Origin of the sequence: Neolewinella persica DSM 23188, from assembly GCF_000373105.1 — a bacterium.
Lineage (GTDB): Bacteria > Bacteroidota > Bacteroidia > Chitinophagales > Saprospiraceae > Neolewinella > Neolewinella persica.
On the sequence record NZ_KB890420.1, the window covers coordinates 1 to 23,503 of the forward strand.

Annotated in this window: 13 protein-coding genes; 12 read left to right on the top strand and 1 reads right to left on the bottom strand. The window is 49.0% G+C overall.

Annotated features, from left to right (window positions below; genetic code table 11):
• Positions 1-272 precede the first annotated feature (272 nt).
• Positions 273-836, bottom strand: a complete 564-nt coding sequence (locus B036_RS0106155) for a hypothetical protein (RefSeq protein ID WP_020567819.1) — start codon at positions 834-836, stop codon at positions 273-275.
• Between the two features lie 342 nt (positions 837-1,178).
• Between B036_RS0106155 and B036_RS0106160 the strand changes: the two genes are divergently transcribed.
• The 12 genes from B036_RS0106160 (at position 1,179) to B036_RS34505 (ending at position 23,267) form a co-directional block, all read left to right on the top strand.
• Positions 1,179-1,937 carry a FadR/GntR family transcriptional regulator gene (locus B036_RS0106160; RefSeq protein ID WP_245557445.1) on the top strand — a complete coding sequence of 253 codons (759 nt, stop codon included), beginning with the start codon at positions 1,179-1,181 and terminating at the stop codon, positions 1,935-1,937.
• Positions 1,938-2,076: 139 nt separating this feature from the next.
• Positions 2,077-3,165: a PKD domain-containing protein gene (locus tag B036_RS0106165; protein ID WP_020567821.1), complete on the top strand. Its 1,089-nt coding sequence runs from the start codon at positions 2,077-2,079 to the stop codon at positions 3,163-3,165.
• 219 nt (positions 3,166-3,384) lie between these two features.
• On the top strand, positions 3,385-6,474 hold the full coding sequence (locus B036_RS0106170) for a SusC/RagA family TonB-linked outer membrane protein (RefSeq protein ID WP_157472056.1): 3,090 nt from the start codon (positions 3,385-3,387) through the stop codon (positions 6,472-6,474).
• Positions 6,475-6,660: 186 nt separating this feature from the next.
• Positions 6,661-8,211, top strand: a complete 1,551-nt coding sequence (locus B036_RS0106175) for a RagB/SusD family nutrient uptake outer membrane protein (protein ID WP_026231738.1) — start codon at positions 6,661-6,663, stop codon at positions 8,209-8,211.
• 336 nt (positions 8,212-8,547) lie between these two features.
• Complete coding sequence (locus tag B036_RS0106180; RefSeq protein WP_020567824.1) at positions 8,548-11,358, top strand: polysaccharide lyase family 7 protein; 2,811 nt, start codon at positions 8,548-8,550, stop codon at positions 11,356-11,358.
• A gap of 330 nt (positions 11,359-11,688) precedes the next feature.
• A complete protein-coding gene (locus B036_RS28260) occupies positions 11,689-13,980 on the top strand; it encodes a polysaccharide lyase 6 family protein (RefSeq protein WP_020567825.1) in 2,292 nt (763 codons plus the stop codon).
• Positions 13,981-13,984: 4 nt separating this feature from the next.
• Entirely contained in the window at positions 13,985-16,183 is a 2,199-nt protein-coding gene (locus B036_RS0106190; RefSeq protein ID WP_020567826.1) for a heparinase II/III domain-containing protein, read from the top strand.
• Positions 16,183-16,536 (top strand): cupin domain-containing protein, encoded by a 354-nt coding sequence (locus tag B036_RS0106195; protein WP_020567827.1) that lies wholly within the window; start codon positions 16,183-16,185, stop codon positions 16,534-16,536. The genes B036_RS0106190 and B036_RS0106195 overlap by 1 nt, the downstream gene beginning before the upstream one ends.
• Positions 16,533-17,837, top strand: coding sequence for an MFS transporter (locus B036_RS0106200; protein ID WP_020567828.1), 1,305 nt, complete (start codon positions 16,533-16,535; stop codon positions 17,835-17,837). Before B036_RS0106195 ends, B036_RS0106200 begins: the two co-directional genes overlap by 4 nt.
• Before the next feature lie 10 nt (positions 17,838-17,847).
• On the top strand, positions 17,848-18,600 hold the full coding sequence (locus B036_RS0106205) for an SDR family NAD(P)-dependent oxidoreductase (RefSeq protein WP_020567829.1): 753 nt from the start codon (positions 17,848-17,850) through the stop codon (positions 18,598-18,600).
• A 30-nt stretch (positions 18,601-18,630) separates the two neighbouring features.
• A complete protein-coding gene (locus B036_RS0106210) occupies positions 18,631-19,668 on the top strand; it encodes a sugar kinase (protein WP_020567830.1) in 1,038 nt (345 codons plus the stop codon).
• Positions 19,669-20,354: 686 nt separating this feature from the next.
• Positions 20,355-23,267: a leucine--tRNA ligase gene (locus B036_RS34505; protein ID WP_020567832.1), complete on the top strand. Its 2,913-nt coding sequence runs from the start codon at positions 20,355-20,357 to the stop codon at positions 23,265-23,267.
• Positions 23,268-23,503: the final 236 nt, after the last annotated feature.

The following is a 23,503-nucleotide window of genomic DNA, read 5'->3' on the forward strand; positions in this document are numbered from 1 at the left end:
CTGACTTACACGCTGACGGCGGGTGAGTTCACCGCTTCTAAGAAGATGGTGGTGGTTAAGTAAACTGCACATACCGGACGCTCAAAGGTCCCCTCGGGCCGCTTTGAGCGTCCTTGTACCGAAGCCCCGCTGCTCCTTGATGGAGCGGCGGGGCTTTTTTGTTTAGCTTATTGACCTTTACCGGATTCTTCAGCACTCGGGCTGAAGAACGAAGCCCCGTTACTCTGGAGAAGTAACGGGGCTTTATTCAGTATTGTACAGGTCAATGCATATCACATGCTATCAACCGTACTGGCCTGGACTTTATTAACGTAATCCCAGAAGGCGGCAACAGTAACGATTTTCCAGTGGCCGTCCACTTTTTCCATCAGTCTGACTTCCTGACTGATTTGGTAGGTCTCTTCTTTTTCATCGCTGTTATACTGCTCCCAGGTTAGGTGAGCTACCTGATTGCCGTAAAAGCGTTTTCGCAGGTTAAGGCGATTAACCTTAGGGTGTCCTTGAGTGCCTCCCAAGGTACTGGTGTTTTCCTTAATGTAGTTTCCGACGCGCCGGTCCACTTCACTCCAGCCAACTTTAGCGTCATAAGTTCCGTCCTGGTTGTTCCAAGCCTGAAAGGCGTAGTCTTCGTCCACCCAATTTTCCTTCCAGCAGTCGTAATCTCGGGCAAAGAAACAGGCAGTTTCGTTTTCGATTACTTTCATGATCGCCTCCAGCTCTGCTTCTTCATCGAAGGAAGCGTCGGCGGTCAGTTCTCCGGAAGCGGTCTTCGTGTCCTGGCAGGATGGGAAGCACAGGAAACAGAAGAGGGGGAGTAAATAAAATAATCTTCTCATGATACAGGATTTATTTTACTACGAAAAAATGTCAGATATGCAAGCGAGTTAGCGTTTAATATAGTCGGTTAATCGCATAATTGCAAATTAGTGCGTGGTTAAGGTTCCAAACTTTGGAAGTCTCCACCAGAGGCAATTCAGGGAAGGTGCATACCCGGGGGGAGGTCTTTGAACCATATGTACCCTAAAACCAGTCTGTACCCGAATTCTGCACCTGCGGTCGCGCCACTATAAATTGGAGCTGATGCTGAATGGAAAGCAGTAAGTTGATCTTCTGAACTATTGGGGGTGTCGAAAGATATTTAAAATTGGTTAACCAAAGCTTGGTTAACCAATTTTTAAATGTTAGATTTGTTTCGTGTTCAGGCACTTGGACGCCTTATGTCGATCGTTATGCTAGAAAATTTCAGTGAAATTAAAGTTGAGAGTCCGGTAGATGTGATCATCCGACAAGTTCGGGCACTGATTACTTCTGGGCAATTGGCCCCTGGCGACAAGCTACCGGCAGAACGTAAAATGGCGGAACGACTTGGAGTAAGCCGTGGCCATGTTAGGGACGCTTTACAGAAACTGGAATTTTATGGCATTCTTCGGACCCTCCCGCAAAGCGGTACCGTTGTTGCGGGAATGGGTATCACTGCGCTTGAGGGGCTGATAACGGATGTCTTGCAACTGGAAGAAAGTGACTTTGGTTCTTTGGTAGAAACCCGGGTGATGCTGGAGGTGCAGTGTGTTAAGCTAGCTGCTGAACGCCGTACGTCTGTCGATCTGGTTGAAATCCAGAGTGCTTTAGCTGCATATGAGGATAAAATCAAAGGTGGAGAATCTGCCGTTGAGGAAGATCTTATGTTCCACCTAAGTCTTGCAGATGCGAGTAAGAACGGGGTACTGAAATCCCTGATGATGGTCATTGCACCTGATATCATAGCAAGTCACACAAAATATAAGGTCTGTGACGAAAGAACTGAGTTAAAGGCCTTTTATGAGCACGAAGAAATACTTCGCTGCATCCGCAACCAAGACGTTGCTGCTGCAGAGAAAGCGGTGCTTCGGCATTTGAGAAATGTTACGGAATTCAGCGAAACGCTCCGTAATTCATAAGTTTTAAATCCGATCAACTTTTAAAATGAATTTCCTGATTCTCTGCAAAGGAGTCGAGTTCAAAAGACTGTCCGTAAAGCACAAGTGAATTCAAAGCTCCGGACTACAACTTTAAACAACTAATCAAATTTTTAAGTAAATGCAAAAAGCGATTATTATGCAAAACATGACAACTACGGTCAGCAAGCACATCATTCTGATGATGTCCCTTTTCTTGTCAATCACCATGATTTCATCTTGCGGTGAGGATGATGAAATGCCTGTAACGCCGACTCCTGACCCTTCAAGCGTGGTCGCTAATTTCACCTCGCAGGTTGATGCTGACAATTCATTGACGTACGCTTTCACGAATAACTCTGTGGTCAACGGAATTACCAATACCTCTTACACGTCTTCCTGGGACTTTGGTGGAGATGGAACTTCTTCTGAAGCCAGCCCTTCCTACACCTTCTCAGGAGAGGGTACTTATACGGTTACATTGACGGTAACCGCAACAGATGGAGAAACGGGTATGACGAGTGAAACAATTGAGGTTACCGCACCTAAGAACAGGTACGCTGTTATAGCTGACTTAGCCGACGATGATACTGGTGAGCTTCGGTATGTAGCGATGGATTCAATTCGCACAGGTAGAATCACATTCGACTATAGAGTAGCCCTAGGTGCTGCGGACGGTTTTATTAATGTTTCCGGCCCTTCAACAACTGGTGATTTTGCCCTTGTAGAAGTAAGGATCAAGGACGATGCCCCGCATGAATACCGAGAAGGAGCATCTGACGCTACTATTGCAAGTGCCACCTTTCCTGATCCAGTAGTTGATGTATGGGTTCCCGTTGAAGTAAGTTGGGTTGCCTCTGCTGATGGCTTGACCCCGCCAACGTTTAGCCTTTCAATGAACGGTCAGGTGGTGTCCACCGATGCGCTAAGTACTACTAACGGTGGTGCCGATGATGTAGCTCCTCATTTAGAGGCCACCAAAGATGGTGGTTACAACTTCCAGTGGAAATACAATTCGACTTCATCCACCTCTGATCAAGTTTTTCACGTTGATAATATCGTAATCTATTCTTCTGATTCAGGAACTGAGCAGGTAGCTTTCAGTGATGACTTCCAGGGCTATTCAGCAGGTGATAATTTGGATCCTGCGGATGCTGATGGAAATGTAATAAATGCTGAGTCCGTATACCATCCTAATTGTTCAGAAGTCACAGTGGGTGAAGATGATTAAGCTCTAATTAGCAGAATGAGCTATTTATGAGCTATTAGTTCATACAGTAAAGTGAGGAGCGTCTGGAAAGACGCTCCTTATTTTACACTGTGCTCAATGCCTTTTTCATATTGAAAGCTATCATTCGAACTAAGGGGTTGGTCCCAGTTATTAAAAGAAGTTTTACTGAGGCGATTATGCAATCGAAAACCCAGTCACTATTTTTTAAAAAAATATTTTATGAATTACTTTTCACAAAATTTTGCTGGGCGCACCAACAGGGTGCTATGCCTCCTTTTCATGTTCATGTGCTTGGCTACAACTGGTACTTATGCACAAGGAACCGTTAGTGGTACAGTTACCGATCAGGATGGTGAAACTCTAATTGGAGTTACTGTAGTGGTGCAGGGAACATCCACTGGTACAGTTACTGATTTCGATGGAACTTTCAGCTTAGAGGTTCCGTCCAATGCGGTTTTGGTATTTTCGTATACCGGATTTGAATCGCAAATTGTTCCTGTTAGCGGACAAACTCGCTTCGATATTACACTAAGTACAAGTTCAACGGTATTAGACGAAATTGTAGTAGTTGGTTATGGAAGTGTTCAAAAGAGTGACATTACGGGTAGTGTTGCTTCCGTAAAGGCTGAAGACATACAAGCTTTTCCCGTATTAAATGCCGGTCAGGCACTTCAAGGCCGTGCAGCCGGGGTGTCTGTTCAAACACAGAATGGTGGAGAGCCTGGAGCGGGTATTTCAATTCGAGTACGTGGTGGCTCATCACTCAATGCAAGCAGTGACCCACTTGTTGTGGTGGACGGTTTTGTTGGTGCTTCATTTCCACAACAAAACGATATAGAATCCATAGAGATATTGAAAGATGCATCTGCAACTGCAATCTATGGCTCAAGAGGGTCTGGAGGAGTTATCCTGGTTACTACCAAGAAAGGTAAGTCCGGAAAAGTAACCCTTGAACTCAATTCTAATTATTCCTTTCAGGAAACGACAAACAGGCTGGATTTGCTGGATGCCAGAGGATTTGCTCAATACCAAAACATGATCCGTACCAATGCGGGTGATGTCCCTTATTCTCAGGGATTAGCTGATACAGATTGGCAAGACGAAATTTACAGAAATGGAAGTACACAAAACCACCAGTTTTCTGTTTCCGGAGGAGGTGATAATGTTAATTACTACGTGTCTGGTACTTATTTTGATCAGGAGGGAATCGTTGTTAACTCTGACTTTCAAAAGATTCAGTTTTTAGCTAATGTAGATGCAAAAGTCAGTGATAGGTTGAAAATTGGATTGAACACTGTTTCTAGTCGAAGTGAGCAAAATGGTGTATCAACCCAATCGACGGGAAGTGATGCTATTGGTTCTGTAAACGGAGGAGGAGATGATGTTGTAGCCCTGGCTTTCAGGTTCTCACCGGATGTGGGAAGGTTCGATGAGAATGGAAACTTTTCTCAAAATACGGTGGGAGATGATATAGAAAACCCATGGGCGGTTGCTACACAAATAACCAATGAAACCAAAACAGATAACGTAAGAACCAACCTGTATGCTGATCTTCAGATATTTGATGGCCTGAGTTTTAAAACTACCTTTGGTTACAGAACTCAAAATAGTACGGAAGGATATTTCAAGCCACAATCTTTTCAGCTTTCTGCTGGTGGAGCGTTTTTGGAATCCGTAAAAAGAACAAGTATTCTTAACGAGAACTACTTAACGTATACCAAACCAGTCGGGAAAGGTAATTTAACCTTATTGGCTGGGCATTCCTATCAAAAAAATACTACAGAGGGACTTGAGGCCGGTGCCCGAGAACTACTGAGTGATGTGTTCTCATTCTACAACCTGGAAGCAGGTCAGATTGATCAGCGTACCGTTGATTCTCGTTTCTCAGAGTCTGAAATTGAGTCGGTTTTTGGACGATTTAACTTTGACTGGGATAACAAATATTTGCTTACCGCTACCGTTCGTAGAGATGGTGCATCAAACTTTGCTGCAAACAATAAGTATGCAATTTTTCCATCTGTCGCTTTAGGCTGGAAGATTTCGCAAGAAAGCTTTTTGGTTGACAACCCAACGATATCCAACCTCAAATTAAGAGCTAGTTACGGACTAACGGGTAACCAAGCCATCGGGCCTTACGAGTCACTTGCTATCTATCGTGTTCAGCCACCCACGGAAGTTGACGGTGCTTTTGGTGTAGATCTCGCTCGTGAAGCCAATCCGGATTTAAAATGGGAAACTTCATACCAGACAAATATTGGATTGGATCTAGGCCTGTTTCAAGGCAGGATAGCGATTAGTGCAGATTATTACAACATTGATACGGAAGACCTTTTAGCCGTAGACAGAGCTTCAAGTTTTTACTTAGGAACATCTGACCTGGACGTCCTTAGAAATGTGGGTTCCATCAATAATAATGGGTTTGAGTTTTCTTTGACTTCAACCAATATCAACACGGCAAACTTTAACTGGAAGAGTAATTTTAACGTGTCGATAAACAGGAGCGAGGTGGTGGAATTATCTTCCGGAACGGAAATCCTGGGCACCGGTGCTCCGGGTTACTTTGCTGGTGGTAACACTTACATACTGAGAGAAGGAGACCCCATCGGCCTTTTCTGGGGATTGGATTACCAAGGGGTATACCAGGGAGGGGATATTCCCGCAGGAACGGCTTTAGAAGGCAGGTCTTTCGACGGAAACGGGAACCCAATTCCCGGAGAACCATTATTCGCGGAGGTAGCGGATGAAGATGGCAATTTTGACGGTGTCATTAATGACAATGACAGACAGGCTATCGGTGATCCAAATCCTGATTTCACCCTTGGCCTTAGCAATAGCTTCTCTTACAAAGGCTTCGATTTGAACATCTTCTTCCAGGGGTCCTTAGGTGGGGATATTTATAACCTTACCGCTGTTCAATTGTACAATGGTGACAGTAATGCATTGACCGATATATTGAACTCCTGGACGCCAGAGAACACGAATACAGACATTCCTCGGGCCGCGGTCAGAGGTAGAGAGCGTTCCTCTCGCTTTGTAGAGGATGGAAGCTATTTAAGACTCAAGAACGTTGCCCTGGGCTATAATTTGCCATTGGCGGCTATCCAAAAGCTGGGATTCAGTTCTGCTAGACTTTCGGTAAGTGCACAAAACCTATTAACCTTCACCGGTTATTCTGGATTGGACCCTGAAGTAAGCTATTTTGGAAGCGGTGGCGAAAGCAGCGGAGATGATAACATCATTCAAGGGCACGATTATGGGAATTACCCCAATTTGAGGTCAGTAACGGTTGGTGTTAACTTGAAATTCTAAGGGACGTGAAATAAGCAAAACGTGTTCTTGATAAGACACTTTTTATCCTCACCGTTCTTAGGTTTTTTGCGGAGCACCGCTACGGAAAAAATTTTAAGGACGGTGAGGGCAAGACAGGACAGTCAAAAATGACGTTTTGTTTGTTTCGCGTTCACAAGTCAGATCAGTAATTAAAAGATAATTAAGATGAAAAATACTATAATTTTATTCGCACTGATATTTGGTCTATCAATTACGGCGTGTTCAGATCTAGAAGAAAACGCAATAAGTCAACTGGAACCGAGCGAACGGAGTATTGATTTAGCGACGGTAGAGACTACCATTAATGGTGCCTATGGCAATCAATCGGCTAGGGCACTCGAGTCGCGAGGAATGGGCTTGACGCTCATGTTACGTTCAGACATGGTAGCTATAGGAAACCCCACTACAGCAGCCGAAAGAATTGAGCATGATCAATTCACAGTCTCAGCTACTAATCCGTTGATATTAAATCCTGCGAACCCTGAAAGAAGTTTCTGGCCACGCCTCTATCAGATAATCCGGGGAGCCAACGAAACCCTTAGGGAGTTGGAGTTTGTTGAGGGAGAAGATCCTGTTGTTTTGGATGAGGTTGCTGGTCGGGCACGCTTCCTCAGAGGTTATGCATACTACCATTTGGTAAGACTCTTTGGAGATGTCCCTTACCTGGATGAGCAAACTACTACCGTTGAAGCATCAGTTGCGCCAAGAACACCTGTGGATGAAGTGTACGCAGGCATCATTGCGGACTTTGAATTTGCTAAATCGACTTTGCCGAATGTGCGAGTGGATAAATCGCGTCCCAGCAAATCGACGGCAGGTGCCTTTCTTGCCAGTGTTCACTTAACTCGTGGAGAATACCAATTGGCCTATGATGAAGCGACTGACGTCATTAATAATGCAGGTACATACGACTTGGCACTGGAGCCCGATTACCGTAATATTTTCCATGGCGTTAATTCCGATTTTTCGAAAGAGCCAATGTTTATCATTGATTTTGTAGCCACCAATATTAATGACGAATCAAGAGATTATATCGCCGCTTTTACCGGTTTTTATGGCCAGGCGACTTACTACGCCACGGGTGGATGGTCCGTTATGGTACCGTCTCAGGCGGTTTATGATACCTGGGAGGCGGGAGACTACCGGAGAGATGTTAATCTCGATGCAGAAGCTATTACTAACAATGGTACCGTGATTCCTTTCACAAGTTTTTCTAGCTTGGATCCTCGTAATACGAACCGCCCACATATTTCTAAATACACGGCTATGGCGGGTGATACGCCTCCGGCAAATACCAGCGGCCGGGATTCTGATTCTAACTACCAGCTAATGCGTTACGCCGAGGTGCTTTTGATCGCAGCTGAAGCTGCCATTGAACTTGGTAGAACCTCAGAAGCAGATGCATGGATCAACATGGTCAGAGAAAGAGCACGGAATGGCGACGGATCTAGTGCGCCTAGTGCGCAACCCGCAAACATTAGTGGGGCTACTATTGATGATGTGCTGGAAGAAAGAAGGTTAGAACTTGCCTTTGAGTTCAAACGCTGGTATGACATTGTCAGAAGACAATTAGGTGGCGAAGCGTTTGGCCCGAATGGTCTTGAATCTGAACTTATCGGTGCGCGGAACTTTGACCCATCCAGGGATTACTTGCTGCCAATTCCTCCCCTGGAAATTACGAATAACCCTAGCTTGACACAGAATCCTGGTTATTAGTCAAAACATTAATCAACCCCACTAGCGGTCAAGTTCATAAGCCTTCGAAGATTTAACGCTGGCAGCGTGGTGCTGGATCACTAACTAAAAGCCGATCATAGCCCCATAGCTACGTGAGGTTTTTAGTTGGGAAGTACAGCGCCGCGACGGCAAGTTAAATGGATGAATATTTATGAACTCGACCACCAGACATTCATTTGTCGAACTCCCCTAATACCGAAGGGGAGCCGCCCGTAATAAGCGGTCCCCTTCAGGGGTTAGCTGCGTTACTGCCTATGGCGGTCAGGCGAGTTAATCGTATTTTGTCTAGTAGCATAAATTATAAAATTTCCATTTATGAAAGCGCCATCTAACTATCGATTTCTAGGCTTTGAGTTAAAAGGTTGTTTTTTTAAACCTTTTTATTCTCGATGCATACTGCTGTTTTTTGCCTTGACTACATTCAGTTATTCCGCTACGGCACAAGATTTAGATCCTAACCTGCCACCAAGTGGAAATTTTGATCTTTCTTATTGGAAACTCACCCGACCGAATCAACAAGAAATAGGTGAGGACAACTTGTCAAACGGATTTGTAAGAGATGGTGAGTTTTACACTGACCCTATTACCGGAGCCATGGTGTTTTGGTGTCCTAACAATGGTAGTACTGGTGGCAGCACATATCCGAGGAATGAGCTAAGAGAAATGATTCGGGCTGGAAATACCAGCATTGCCACACAAGGAATAAATGGAAATAACTGGGTATTCTCTTCTTCCTCCATGGCAAATCAAGAAGCTGCCGGAGGGGTAGATGGAGTTATGACTGCCACTGTGGCGGTGGATTACGTGTCTGAAACTTCTGACGAAAGCCGCAAAATAGGCCGGGTTATAGTCGGACAAATACACGCTTCTAATGACGAACCCTGTCGAATATATTACCGCAAATTACCCGGGAATACAAAGGGTTCCATATACTTTGCACATGAGCCCACCACGGGAGCTGAGCAATGGTACGAAATGATTGGCAGCAGGGCTGACGGTGCGTCCGATCCGGAAGATGGAATTGCCTTGGGGGAAAAGTTTAGTTACGAAATTAAGGTGGTTTTCAATACCCTCACGGTAACGATAATGAGAGAGGGTAAGCCAGACGTTGTGCAGGAAGTGGACATGACAAATAGTGGATTTGCTGATGATTGGATGTATTTCAAAGCCGGAAACTACAATCAAAACAATGCTGGAGACCCTGATGAATACGCCCAAGTGTCGTTTTTTGCTTTAGATGTTTCGCACTCAGGTCCCGTCCCGCCAACGGGATATGATGCTCCAACTGACATTCCGAGGTTCCAACCTTTCTTAGCGGAATGTAAACTACAAGCTCCAAACAGTTCAACACTTCGTGCTCAAGATGCACTTGATGGCTACACACACCCTGATTGGTTCTACGTAGTTGATGGTGATAAGATACGATTCAATCAAACTGGTGAGAGCATGCGAACAGAACTCCGGTACGAAGAAAATTATGACGTCAACGAGGCCAATCGTTCTATGCATGCGAGACTTGATATTGCAGAGCAGACGTGTGAGCAGGTTACCGTATTGCAAATACACGACGATGCAAATGCAGGCCCCGGACCTAATAAGCCACTGCTAAGAATTTACAAGCACCAGGGTAGAATACCGACCAACCATTTATGGGCGGCCATCAAAACAGATGCCGCAGGAATAAATACGACCCATGTCGATCTTGGTGAGGATCCGGGAGGATATTTCACCTGTGCTATCCGATTGGTTGATGGAAGGATGATCATCGATTACCAGGGCGAGGAAAAGGCGAATGTGGATGTCTCATTCTGGACTTACCCCAGTTATTGGAAAGCAGGTGTTTACCTTCAGGATAATGGGGAGGCAACCGCTCATTTTGATGAATTGTTTGAGGGCGATGGTTCGCCACAAAACTATGTCCCATCGGTTAGTATTACATCTCCCGCTAATGGCACAAACTTTACACCAGGAAGTGATGTCGATATTTCCGTAGATGCAACTGATTCAGATGGTACAATTACAAAGGTTGAGTTCTTTGAAGGTAATACGTTATTAGGAGAAGACGCTACGGCTCCTTATTCATTTACCTGGTCAGGTGCAGCTGAAGGCGCGTATTCCTTAACGGCTAAGGCAACCGATAACGAAGGAGGGGCAAGGACAACCTTGAGTACCGAAATTACAATTAGTGAACAGGTCGATGTAACCGGAGTAGACCTGGTTGGGTCTTCTTCCGCAGTTATAGTTGGTAGTTTCCTGCAGTTGGAAGCAGTCGTTTCTCCCGCAAATGCAACAAACCAAAATGTTGTGTTTATCTCTGATGATCCGAATATAGCTACAGTGGACGAAAACGGCTTGTTGACCGGAGTTTCAGAAGGCGTAGTGACGGTCACGGTGACGACTGCGGAAGGAGGATTCGTCGATTCAGGTTTGGTGTACGTTGTGACTCCTTCAACGGAGTTTAACTGGGCACTGAATCAGCCAATTGCGGGTACAGGTACTCCCGACGGAGCAAATACTCCTGATAAACTTGTGGATGATAATACCAATTCTAGATGGTCCGTACAGGACTTTCCGCAATCAGCCACAGTTGATTTATGGCAAGATATTACGATAACTCAAATTGAAGTTACCTGCCATGAAAGCAGAGCGTACCAGTTCATTGTTGAAGGAGCTTTAACTGCAGATGGGCCTTTTACCACCATCGTTGACCGGTCAAATAATACCACACCAGGTGCTCCCACCGCACCAATTATTAATATCGTTGACAGCATTGAGGCCAGGTTTGTAAGAATAACCGTATTGGGTGCAGATGTGTACATGGGTCCGTGGGTTAGCCTTACTGAGCTGAGAGTATTTGGTGAAGGCGATGAGCGTATTGTAAATACAACAGAACCGTTGCTCAATCCGATGCAATTAATTCCTAATCCTGCAACGTCCATCGTGACGATCAATGGAGCGGAAGAATACCAAACCGTGTCGGTTTATGATCAAACCGGAAGAATAGTCATTCATCGAAGCATTGATAATGAAACATCACTAGATGTAAGTGGTCTTAAAGCTGGTATGTATTTCATCAAACTTGAGGGTAATAGCAGACCTCAGGTCTCCAAGCTTATCAAGCACTAGTGCGAAAGATTTTACCATTTCTTAGGCTTGAGCTACCTGCAGGCTGTTGCAGGAGGCTTTTTCCAAAGTGAAATACTACGAATTAGAGGTAAGCCATTAACATCGGCTCCCTGCTCTTACACCTTTCCCCTTCGGGGACCCACGCCTGCGGCGTGGGCAGGGCCCTTGCACCTGCGGCCGCGCCCACCCAGGAAGAGACCGCCGGAGGCAACCACGAAGTGCACCAGCGAAGCTAAAAAGACTAACGAGTTTAGTATATACATTTCAGGAGGGGTACCCAATGTTAATCCTGCCGGTACCTGCTCCTGCTTTAAACTTTACCACCTAACTATGTTGAGATACACCACCTTCCTGATACTGTCCTTGTTTCTAACCGGCTGCGGTGAAGAAGGAGGTACCGTAAACGACGCCGAATCACTGGCCGCTGCCATTAAAGCCGCCCAGCCCGGTGACGTGATCAAATTGGCCAACGGTACCTACAACGGCCTGGAAGTGATTTTCACGGGCGTAGGCACGACGGATGCACCAATTACACTTACGGTGGAGGAAAAAGGCCAGGTCTTTCTGGAGGGCCAGTCTTTCCTCCAGATGTCAGGCGAGCACCTTAAAGTTGAGGGCCTCGTTTTCCGTAACGGTTTTACGCCCGTCAGCGAAGTGATCTCCTTTCGTACCGGTAAAGAGGACATTTGCAATAATTGCCGGGTAACGGAATGTGTCATTGATAACTACAACCCCGCTGAACGTTTCGACTCCGATCTTTGGGTGGCCCTTTACGGTAAAAACAACCGTTTCGACCATAACCTGCTGACCGGCAAGCGTAACCAGGGCGTTACCCTGGCCGTACGGCTGGATACGGAGGCAAGCCGGGAGAATTTTCACCAGATTGACCACAACTATTTTGGCCACCGGCCGGTACTTGGCTCGAACGGCGGCGAATCACTCCGGATCGGTACCAGTCATTACTGCGAGAGTAACTCCAATACCCTGGTGACCTCCAACTACTTCTATCGTTGTGACGGGGAGGTGGAGATTATCTCCAATAAGTCCGGCCAGAATATCTATCAGGGAAATACCTTTTTTGAATCCAAGGGCACCCTCACCATTCGTCACGGCAACGAGGTAACCATTAAAAACAACTTCTTCTTCGGCAACGGCGTAGAAAATACCGGAGGTATTCGCATCATCAACGCCAAACAGACGGTAGTAAACAACTACGCCGAAGGCCTGACGGGTTACCGTTTCCGAAGTGCGCTGACGGTGATGAATGGCGTACCCAATTCTCCGCTTAACCGTTATGTTCAAGTGACGGATTCGGAGGCCAGCAATAATGTATTCATCGATTGTGACAACATCCAGTTCTGTGTCGGCAGTGATGAAGAGCGGTCCGCCGTACCGGAAAACTGTAAGGTGGCAGATAACGTATTCGTGAACCGGAAGCCAGGAAAGATTTTCTCCGTGTTTGATGACATCAGCGGCATCACCTTTACCGGTAACCTCCTCAGCCCGGGCATCGAGCCGCTACAGACGGAAGGGTTTACCACCCGGGAAATTGAATTGGAAGAGGCGGCTAACAGCGTTGAGATTCCATTGAATACAACCGCAGGAGACAGCGTTCGTGCGGGCATCCCCGCTATGGCTACCCCTGAGAATACCGGTGTAAGTTGGTATCCCCGCCCACAGGAAGAATTGTTCTTTGGTGGCGGTAAAGTGATTGAAGTACAGGCCGGAACCAACACCCTCTGGGAGGCGGCTAAAAACGCAGGTACCGGCGACATTATTCGTTTGACCGAAAGCGGTGAATACCTGCAAACCAAAAGTCTCGACCTGACGCACCCGATTATTGTGGAAGCGGCACCCGGCCTTACCGAAAAGCCAGTGCTGCTGTTCGAAAAAACAACCCTCTTTAACATCGAAAATGGCGGTGGCCTTACCCTACGCGGCGTTAAGGTCGATGGGCGCGAATGCAACGACCGCCCGCTCAACGCCGTGGTACGCACAAGTCGCTATTCGATGATCCGGAACTATAAGCTTTTTATCGAGGATTGCGACTTCGTCGACCTTAACATCAACCATAGTTTCAACGTGCTCCAGGTGTTTAAAAATACCATGGCAGACTCGATCGTGTTACGCAACTCCAGCTTCCGCAACATCACTGGCAGCGTATTGGCGCTGGATAAGGAAACGGACGACATTGGCGTTTACAACGCCGAAAATGTTGTGGTAGAAAACTGCCTGTTCGATGACATCGGCCAGGCTGCCATCGTCCTGCACCGTGGCGGTAGTGACGAGAGTACGCTTGGCCCGAGAATAACCGTCGATCACTGCACCTTCGATGAGATCGGTAGTGATAAAAAGTGGAACAAGAGCGGAGCCGCCATCCGCCTACATGGCGTACAACTTGCACAGATCCATAACTCAATTTTTGACGACTCCGCGCCCTTTCAGCTGCATCTTGTAGTAGGCGAACCAGTGGTGATGTTAAAAAACACCGTATTCTCCGGAGGAACAAAGCTGGAAGATAATGGGGAACCTTACCGCACCGAAAATCTGCTGCTGGGCGCACCGGAACCGCTGACTAAAATGGCCGATGGTACGGCTATCGGAACCAAATTAAGCGAGTAAACTAATGCGGAAATACCTCCTGCTTTTCTTTGTGGTTATTGGTATGTGGTCTTGTACTGGCAAGTCGGCAGAATCGGTACATCCCCCGCTGTTTGCGGAGGAGTTGGCGCGCACGCAGGTGCAGATCGACGGTTTTATGGAGCAGGGTTTTGAAGTCCCGACGCCAAAGGATATGGCCGGAGGCTACACCCACGAAGTCCACAAACAAAACTGGAAGACGCTACAGGGAGCAGCAGCCCTTTACCGACATACGGGGGAAGAACGCTACGCTGAGTTCGTTCGGGATATTCTGTTGGAATACGCTGCTGTCTACCGTTCCTGGCCGATCCATCCTACCGATCGTTCTTACGCCACGGGCAAAATCTTTTGGCAATGCCTCAATGACGCCAACTGGCTGGTATACGTCAGTCTTGCTTACAACGATATCTACGATTGGCTGGATGAAGCCACCCGGAAGAAGCTTAACGAAGAACTCTTCCGACCCATGGCGGACTTCCTCTCCGTCGAGAACCCGCAGTTCTTCAACCGTATCCATAACCATAGCACCTGGGGGAACGCTGCCGTAGGGATGATCGGGTTGGTGATGGATGACGATGAGTTGGTCCAACGTGCTTTGTACGGCATCCCCGTTGATCAATTACCTGATGATCTGCGCGACGACGATGCAGGGCTGATTAAATCCGAAACCGGCCGCGCTGGGTTCCTCGCTCAACTGGACTTATCCTTCTCGCCAGACGGCTACTTTACCGAAGGGCCATACTACCTGCGTTACGCGCTGTCGCCCTTCCTGCTTTTCGGCCGGTTGCTGGCCGATAAACGGCCCGACATAAACGTGTTGGAATACCGCGACGGTATCCTCGGCAAAGCCATCTACGGTATGCTTTCTCAGGCAGGCCCTCAGGGAGATTTCTTTCCGCTGAACGATTCCCAAAAGGGGATGTCTGTTTATGCTCCTGAGGTGGTAAAGGCAGTAGACTACGGTTACTTCTATTACGGTAAGGACCCGGAGTTGCTCTCCATTGCTGCCCGGCAGGGCAGTGTAACGCTTGATGCCGCCGGTCTGGCAGTAGCCGCTGCCATCGATGCAGATAAGGCCCAACCTTTTCGCCCCGCTTCAGTAGCTTATACTGATGGCCCGGAGGGTACCGAAGGTGGTGTTGGCGTACTTCGGGCCGACGGCGTGGATGGTCAAACCTCTACCTTGGTCATGAAGTACTCTGCGCAGGGGATGGGACACGGCCATTTTGATAAATTGGCGTACTCTTTCTACAATGAAACTGGTGAGGTCATTCAGGATTACGGCGCGGCGCGATGGGTCAACATCGACCAAAAAGGCGGTGGCCGCTACCTGGAGGAAAACAACAGCTGGGCCAAACAGAGCGTGGCGCACAATACGCTGGTCATCGGAGGAACCTCTCATTACAACGGAGACATTCGTATCGGAGAGAAATTCCACCCGGATCGATACGCTTTTGTTGCGGATGATGCAGGTTTACAGCTGATCAGCGCAAAGGCTAACAACGTTTACCCCGGGCGCGAGCTACACCGTAGCCAATGGCTGCTGGCCGATCCGGCCTTTGCTCAACCGCTACTGATCGATGTTTTCCGGTCTAAGGGTTCTGTTGCTGCCACTCATGATCTGCCTACCTGGTACCATGGGCAGCTGCTGCAAACGAATTTCCCCTACGTCACCAGAAATACCCTGGTTTCGCTGGGCGAGAAACATGGTTACCAGCACCTTTGGACGGAAGCTTCCGCACGGCCGGATACCAATGTATTACGGATAAATTTCTTCAACGAAGGTGTTTTCTACACCCAAAGCTCCGTTGCCCGGCCGGGGGATGAAATGCTGTTCGTCAGGCTTGGTGCCAACGATCCGGAATTCAACCTGCGCAGGGACCAGGCATTTATCCACCGACGGCCAGGCGTAAGTACTACAACCTTCGTTTCCGTACTGGAAACCCACGGTGACTATGATCCCCGGGAGGAGGTAGCCAGAGATCCTTACGGTCACGTCACGGAGGTAAGCCTGCTGGTCGACTCCGAAGCCTACACGGCAATCTCCTTTAAGCATGAAAATGGGACGACGTGGCGTCTCCTCCTGGCGAACCAGGATGCTACTGGTAACGCAAACCACGAACTTACCATTAATGGAACGGCCTACCGCTGGTCGGGCGTTCATCACCTGATAAAAATCGATTAATGCAAGCAAGTAAAGAATTCATCTTTGGCCAGGACATTCCCTGGGAAGAAGTTGGCCCTGGCCTGAAACGGCAGATTATGGGATATGACGATAAGATCATGCTGGTTAAAGTGGACTTCCAGCCGGGGGCCGTTGGGCAGCTGCACGAGCACTACCATAGTCAGGTAACTTATGTTGAAAGCGGTGCTTTTGAGATGACGATTGGCGACGAAACGAAAATCATCCGTGGCGGTGATTCCTATTATATCCCCCCTCACGTGATGCACGGCTGTGTATGCGTGGAAGCAGGTGTACTGATCGATGTATTCAGCCCACACCGGGAAGACTTCATGGATGCAATTCCGAAAACATGAAATTAAGCGGACTCAGATGGTGGGTAGTAGGGCTAATCGCTCTGGCCACCGTCATTAACTACATTGACCGACAGTCACTTAATGTGCTCTGGCCGGAAATATCCGTTGATCTTTTTCCGGATAAAACGGACGATCAGCGCAAAGAGATATACGCTTTCATCTCAGTGGTTTTTGTGTTTTCCTATGCCTTCGGACAAGCGCTGTTTGGTAAGATCTTCGACTGGATAGGTACGAGATTTGGCTTCGTCTTGTCTATCGGGGTCTGGTCATTAGCTACGGCCCTGCATGCAGTTGCGTCTAGCGTAGCGAGTTTTGCCTTCTTCCGATCTATTCTCGGCATAGCCGAGGCTGGTAACTGGCCGGGAGCCACCAAGGGGAATGCGGAATGGTTTCCGACTAAGGAGCGTGCGCTTGCTCAGGGGATTTTTAATTCCGGGGCGGCCATTGGAGGCATTATTTCCATTCCACTTATCGCCTACCTCTCCATCCACTTCGGCTGGAAGACCATTTTCGTCCTCGTAGGACTTGCAGGTTTATTGTGGCTGATCCCGTGGATGGTACTGGTGAAATCGCCGCCAAAGTCACATCCCTGGATAACGGAAGAGGAGCGGCAATATATTCTCACCGGGCAGCAAAACCAGGACCTTGACGAGGATGGCGACTTCGACGAAGGGTACAACCCCGATACGATCACCATGCTCTCTCACAAGGAAAGCTGGGGTGTCATTATTGCTTCGGCGGTAATTGATCCTATCTGGTGGTTATTCGTTTTCTGGATCCCCATTTATCTCTCTGAGGTATACGGTATGGATGTTAAGACCATTGGTATTTACGGATGGGTTCCTTACGTGGGAGCTATGTTCGGTGCCTGGTTCGGGGGGCTTTTGGCCCAAAACCGGCTTAGAGCTGGTTGGAACGTAGACCGAACCCGTAAACTTGTCATCACTCTGGGGTGCGTCATTATGCTGCCAGCCCTGCTGGCGATGTCGAATCCAGGCGCTCCGGTTACCGCCGTATTGCTTATGGCCACCATTCTTTTTGGTTTCCAAACGGCGATTGGTAACGTACAAACTTTGCCCAGCGATCTATTCGGTGGCAAAACAGTGGGAACCTTGGCCGGGCTGGCAGGTATGGCTGCTAAGCTGGCTGTTGCCGCACTGACTTCATTAGTTCCCTGGTTAACTTCTGGAGGAAACTATACCCCTGCTTTCATTATCGGTGCGGCCCTGGCCTCCATCGCCATTGCAAGCGTCTGGATTCTATGTCCTAGAATAGAACCTTTAAAACCATTGAATACTTAAAAATAGGATTATGGATTTTTCAGGAAAAACAGCCATTGTAACCGGTGGCGCCCGTGACATTGGTCGCGCAATCTCTCTCAAACTAGCCAGCCACGGTGCCAATGTGGTTGTCAACTTTTTTAACAAATCCTCTGATGCTGATGAAACCATTCGGCTTATCGAAGCGGCTGGTGGCAAAGCCATTGCTGTGAAAGCAGACATGACTAAGTGGGAAGACTGCCAACAACTGGTAGCTGCTGCCCGCAAAGCTTTCGGTGAAGAGATTCATTACCTGGTCAATAACGCCGGTGGGCTCGTCGCCCGGAAGAAACTTATGGAAATGGACCTGGAGTTTTGGGATACGGTGATGGACCTCAATTTGAAGTCTACCTTCATGATGCATAAGGCAACGGTGCCGTACATGCCACAGGGTAGTGCTATTGTCAACCTCGCCTCTCAGGCGGGTCGTGATGGTGGAGGCGGCGGGTCTGCCGCTTACTCTACTTCGAAAGGAGGAGTGATGACTTTCACCCGGGCCATGTCTAAAGAATTGGGCCCTGATGGCATTCGCGTCAACGCCGTTTGCCCGGGAATGATCGATACTACTTTCCACGATACCTTTACCACAGACGCCGTCCGGACCATGGTAGCTGGTAATGTGCCACTGCGGCGGGAAGGAGCTGCCAGCGAAGTAGCTGGTGCTGTTGCCTCCCTGCTGTCTGAAGATACCTCCTACATCAACGGTGCAAACGTGGACATTAACGGAGGTCTGGCTTTCTCATAAACCTCAACTATCCACCTCAAAATAAAAATTATGCCACGTATTGTCACCTTCGGCGAAATCATGCTTCGTCTAAGCCCTCCCGGTTGGAAACGATTTTCTCAGGCCGACACTTTCGACGTCATTTATGGCGGTGGAGAAAGTAACGTAGCCGTAACCCTCGCTAATTACGGAATGGACGCCCGGTTCGTCACCCGGATACCAAAAAACGACATCGGCGACTGCGCCATGAATGCACTTCGGGGCCGTGGCGTTGATTGCAGTCATGTTGTACGCGGCGGCGACCGTCTGGGGATATACTTCCTGGAAACCGGTGCGATGCAACGTGGTTCTAAGGTCGTCTATGACCGGGATCATTCGGGGATGGCTACTATCGAGCCAGGGGAGATTGATTGGGACGCCGTATTCGAAGGGGTTGACTGGTTTCACTGGACGGGGATCACCCCGGCGCTGAGCCAGACAGCTGCCGACGCTTGCCTGGAGGCTTGCCAGGTTGCAGCAGCCAAAGGGATCACCATCTCTACCGATCTGAACTACCGCAAGAAATTGTGGAACTATGGTAAATCACCACAAGAGGTTATGCCCGCCCTGGTGGAACACTGCGACATTATCCTGGGGAACGAGGAAGACGCCGAAAAGCATTTCGATATCCATCCGGAGAGCGTCGATGTCACCAAAGGAGATACCATGGATCCGGAAGCCTACCTACCGGTTTGTAAGGCCCTGATGGCAAGGTTTCCGAAAGCGAAAAAAGTTATTACCACACTACGTGGTTCCGTCTCCGCCAGCCACAATACCTGGTCGGGCGTGATGTGGGACGGAGAAAAAATGTATACCGCACCAACGTACCAACTGAGCCACATCGTGGATCGGGTAGGGGGAGGCGACAGCTTCATGGGCGGCCTTATTTACAGCCTCCAGACCTGGCCAGACGATGACGCTACGGCCCTGCGTTTTGCCGTGGCTGCCTCAGCTCTTAAGCACTCTATCTTCGGAGATGCCAACCTCGCTACTGTAGAGGAGGTGTTGGCGCTGATGGACGGAGATGGATCTGGGCGGGTGAGCAGATAATGTGGTTCTCCCGGTATCTCAAAGAGGCCCCGTTGCTCCCGAATGGAGTTGCGGGGCTTCTTATGTGGCAAAAAATGACCTATCCCCGTCGCGCCGTTCTGGTCATAAGTTACCTCCCTTCCCGTATCTTTCCCACCTTCCGACAACCCGGAAAGCTTACATGGAGACCTGTGAGAAACCTGATTTTATTGCTGCTGCTGATTGGTGCCGGACAGCTTACTGGCCAGAATTATTATGTGATGATTATTAAAGGTAAGGTAACCTACGAGGGCAAAGAGTTGCGACCCAAGAGTAAGATTACCACAAAGGGGCAGTCGCGCTTGATCGCTTTAGGTTCCCAATCGTAGCCGCTCCGTCTTATGAGGCGTTTGCCGATTTATCACAGCCGCCCATTGATTTGCCGCGGAGAATGGCGATGTAGTTGAGTGTAGACAATAATTCTGTAAAAGTAATACGGCGCGTGGTATTCCGTAAAGCGTTGGGACTGGGGGAGGAGTATAGAAGGTGGGCGAGGCCGCAGGTGCAATGAAAAGGATAAAATAGCATTCGGTCCATTGTCAAATCCCCGGTTGAGGGCTGGAAGATGCTTAACGGGACATATTCAGGAGGGGATAGCTTCAACTGGATTTTGCAACCTAAAACCCCCTAAGTAACATTACCTTTGCACCCGCAAAGATTGATACCCCATGAAGTTCGACGTTAACACCATTGATAAGAAGTGGCAACAGTACTGGAAGGAACATAAAACCTACCGTACCTCCACAGAGACCACGAAGCCTAAGTTCTATGTGCTTGATATGTTCCCGTATCCTTCCGGAGCGGGGCTGCACGTAGGGCATCCGCTGGGGTACATTGGTTCTGACATCGTGAGCCGCGTGAAGCGGCAACAGGGCTTTAATGTATTGCATCCGATGGGCTTTGACTCGTTCGGCCTGCCGGCCGAACAGTACGCCATCGATACTGGCGTACACCCAAGTGTGTCTACGGCGGTGAATACCAAAAGGTACCAGGAGCAGATGGAATCCCTGGCCCTGAGTTTTGATTGGGACCGTGCCGTTAATACCTCCGATCCGAACTACTACAAATGGACACAGTGGATCATCACCCAGGTATTTGAAAGCTGGTACGATCAGGCGGCGGATAAGGCCCGTCCAATTGCTGAACTCATTGCTCATTTAACCTCCCATGGCACCCGCGATCTCGCCGCCGCACAAACTGAAGCACTTGACCTGACGGCTGAACAGTACAAGGCGATGTCTGCCAAAGAACAGTCAGACGTACTGATGAACTACCGCATGGCGTACCGCGGTGTCAGCTTCGTGAACTGGTGTGAAGCGCTGGGAACAGTACTCGCTAACGACGAGGTAAAAGACGGTCGCTCAGAACGCGGTAACCATCCCGTGGTCCAAAAGCCGATGGTGCAGTGGAAACTCCGCATCACGGCCTACGCCGACCGGCTGCTCGCCGGCCTCGATACCGTTGATTATTCCGATGGACTGAAAGCTCAGCAACGTAACTGGATCGGCCGTTCTACCGGTGCCCAGGCGTTCTTCGATATCGAAGGCACGGATAAGAAACTGGAGGTCTTCACCACCCGTCCGGACACCATCTTCGGAACTACCTTCATGGTTGTTGCGCCAGAGCACGATCTGGTGCCGGAGTTGACTACCACCGAACAGGAAAAAGATATTGCTGACTACCAGGCCTACGTCGGTGCACGAAGTGAGATCGACCGGCAGGCGGAAACCAAGGTGACCGGTGCTTTTACCGGCAGCTACTGTATCAACCCCTTCACCATGAAACGGGTGCCGATCTACATTTCTGAGTACGTACTGAAAGACTACGGTACCGGCGCCATCATGGCCGTGCCGAGCGACGACGACCGGGATGAGCGCTTTGCCAATAAGTTTGGCATCGAGATCATCGACGTGATCGATAAAAGTAAGTACCCGGGGGCGACCAATAAGGATAAAGTCGGCATCATGATCAACTCCGATTTTCTCAACGGAATGGAGGTGCCGGATGCGATTAAAGCAGCTACCGACAAGCTGGTTGAAATGGGCCGCGGAGAAGGACAGGTTAATTTCCGCATTCGTGACCTCCTCTTTAGCCGCCAACGCTACTGGGGGGAGCCCTGGCCCATCATTTACGATGTCAACGACATCCCCCACGTTGTAGCTACTGAAGACCTCCCGGTGGAACTGCCACCAATGGAAGACTTCCGTGCGGAATCCGGCGTATCCCCTCTGGAACGCGCTACGGAATGGAACGTGACTCCGGCCGGCCGCCGGGAAACCGACACCATGCCAGCTACCGCCGGCTCCAACTGGTACTACCTCCGCTATATGGACCCGACCAACGATAAAGAATTCGTTGCCGGTGAGGTGGTGGACTACTGGCAAGACGTTGACCTCTACGTAGGAGGTGCCGAGCACGCCGTCAGTCACATCCTTTACAGCCGGCTGATCCATAAGTTCCTTTTTGACCTGGGCAAAGTGCCTACGCGCGAGCCCTACAAGAAACTGTTGAACCAGGGGATGATTGGGGCGCCGATTGTAAGCATCCACCTGGGCATCATGCTGACCGAAGATGGACAGCGGCACCCCGTTTGGGTCGGTGACCATATTGCTGAGAATACACCGCTGGAAGTGGATGGCCTGGGCAAGGGCCATCTGGTGCTTGATGAATCTTCGGGTACGCGGAAAGTTCCGTTACGGATGGTCGAAGAGACCAGCGTGGACAACGAGCCCAGCTACCGTATTTACAAAGAAGCTATTGACGCCCTGTCGGCTGATGAGGCCCAGGATGCCGCTTACTTTCGTACCATTCTCCAACAGGCAGATACCTTCCTTTGGGAAACCGATAAGGAGGGGAAACAGTACCTGGAGCTTAGTTTCCAGATGGGGAAGATGTCGAAGTCGAAGTATAACGTTATTACTCCCGACGACATCTGTGCCCGCTACGGTACCGACTGTTTCCGGATGTACGAGATGTTCCTCGGCCCCATCGACCAGGCGAAGCCCTGGAGTGTGAGTGGCATCGATGGTGTTTACCGTTTCTTGCGCCGGTTCTGGAACCTGTTTGTGGACGATAACGACACACTGAACGTCTCCAACGACACAGCCACCAAGGAAGAGATGAAGGTGCTGCACACCCTGATCAAGAAAGTGACCGAAGACATCGAGAAGCTGAGCTTCAATACCTGTGTTTCTGCCTTTATGGTGGCTGCCAACGACCTGAGCAAAGGAAAGGGCAAATGCGATAAGCGGGCAGTCCTCGAACCGATGGTTCGGCTGATCGCGCCTTTCGCGCCGCACATTGCTGATGAGCTTTTTGCTGCGCTTGGCGGAGTAGGAAGCGTTCATCTTGCACCGTTCCCCGAAGTGGAAGAGAAGTGGTTGGTAGAAGACAGTTTCACTTACCCGATTGCCTTCAACGGCAAGACCCGGTTGACGCTGGATTTTCCCGCCGGAGCTTCTAAAGCAGACATCGAGGCGGAAGCTAAGGCACATCCCGACGTGGCTAAGCACCTGGATGGAAAGACCATTCGCAAGGTGATTGTGGTGCCTAAGCGGATGGTGAACTTTGTGGTAGGATAGAGAGGTAGACGAAAACTTGCTTCGCTCGTTTTCTTTTAGACGGCCTTCGGCCTTTTAGACTACCGCACGGCTATGCTCTCTCCGCTCGTGGGGCTGGTTACCCGGAATTATTGATTTTGCAAGAGAGAACCGGCTCTATACTGGACTTAACCCCTGTGGATTTATCGTTGTTATTTGGAACGCACTACAAGCATAGACAACTCTGTGCTCCCTCTGTGCATCCCTCCGCGCTTTCC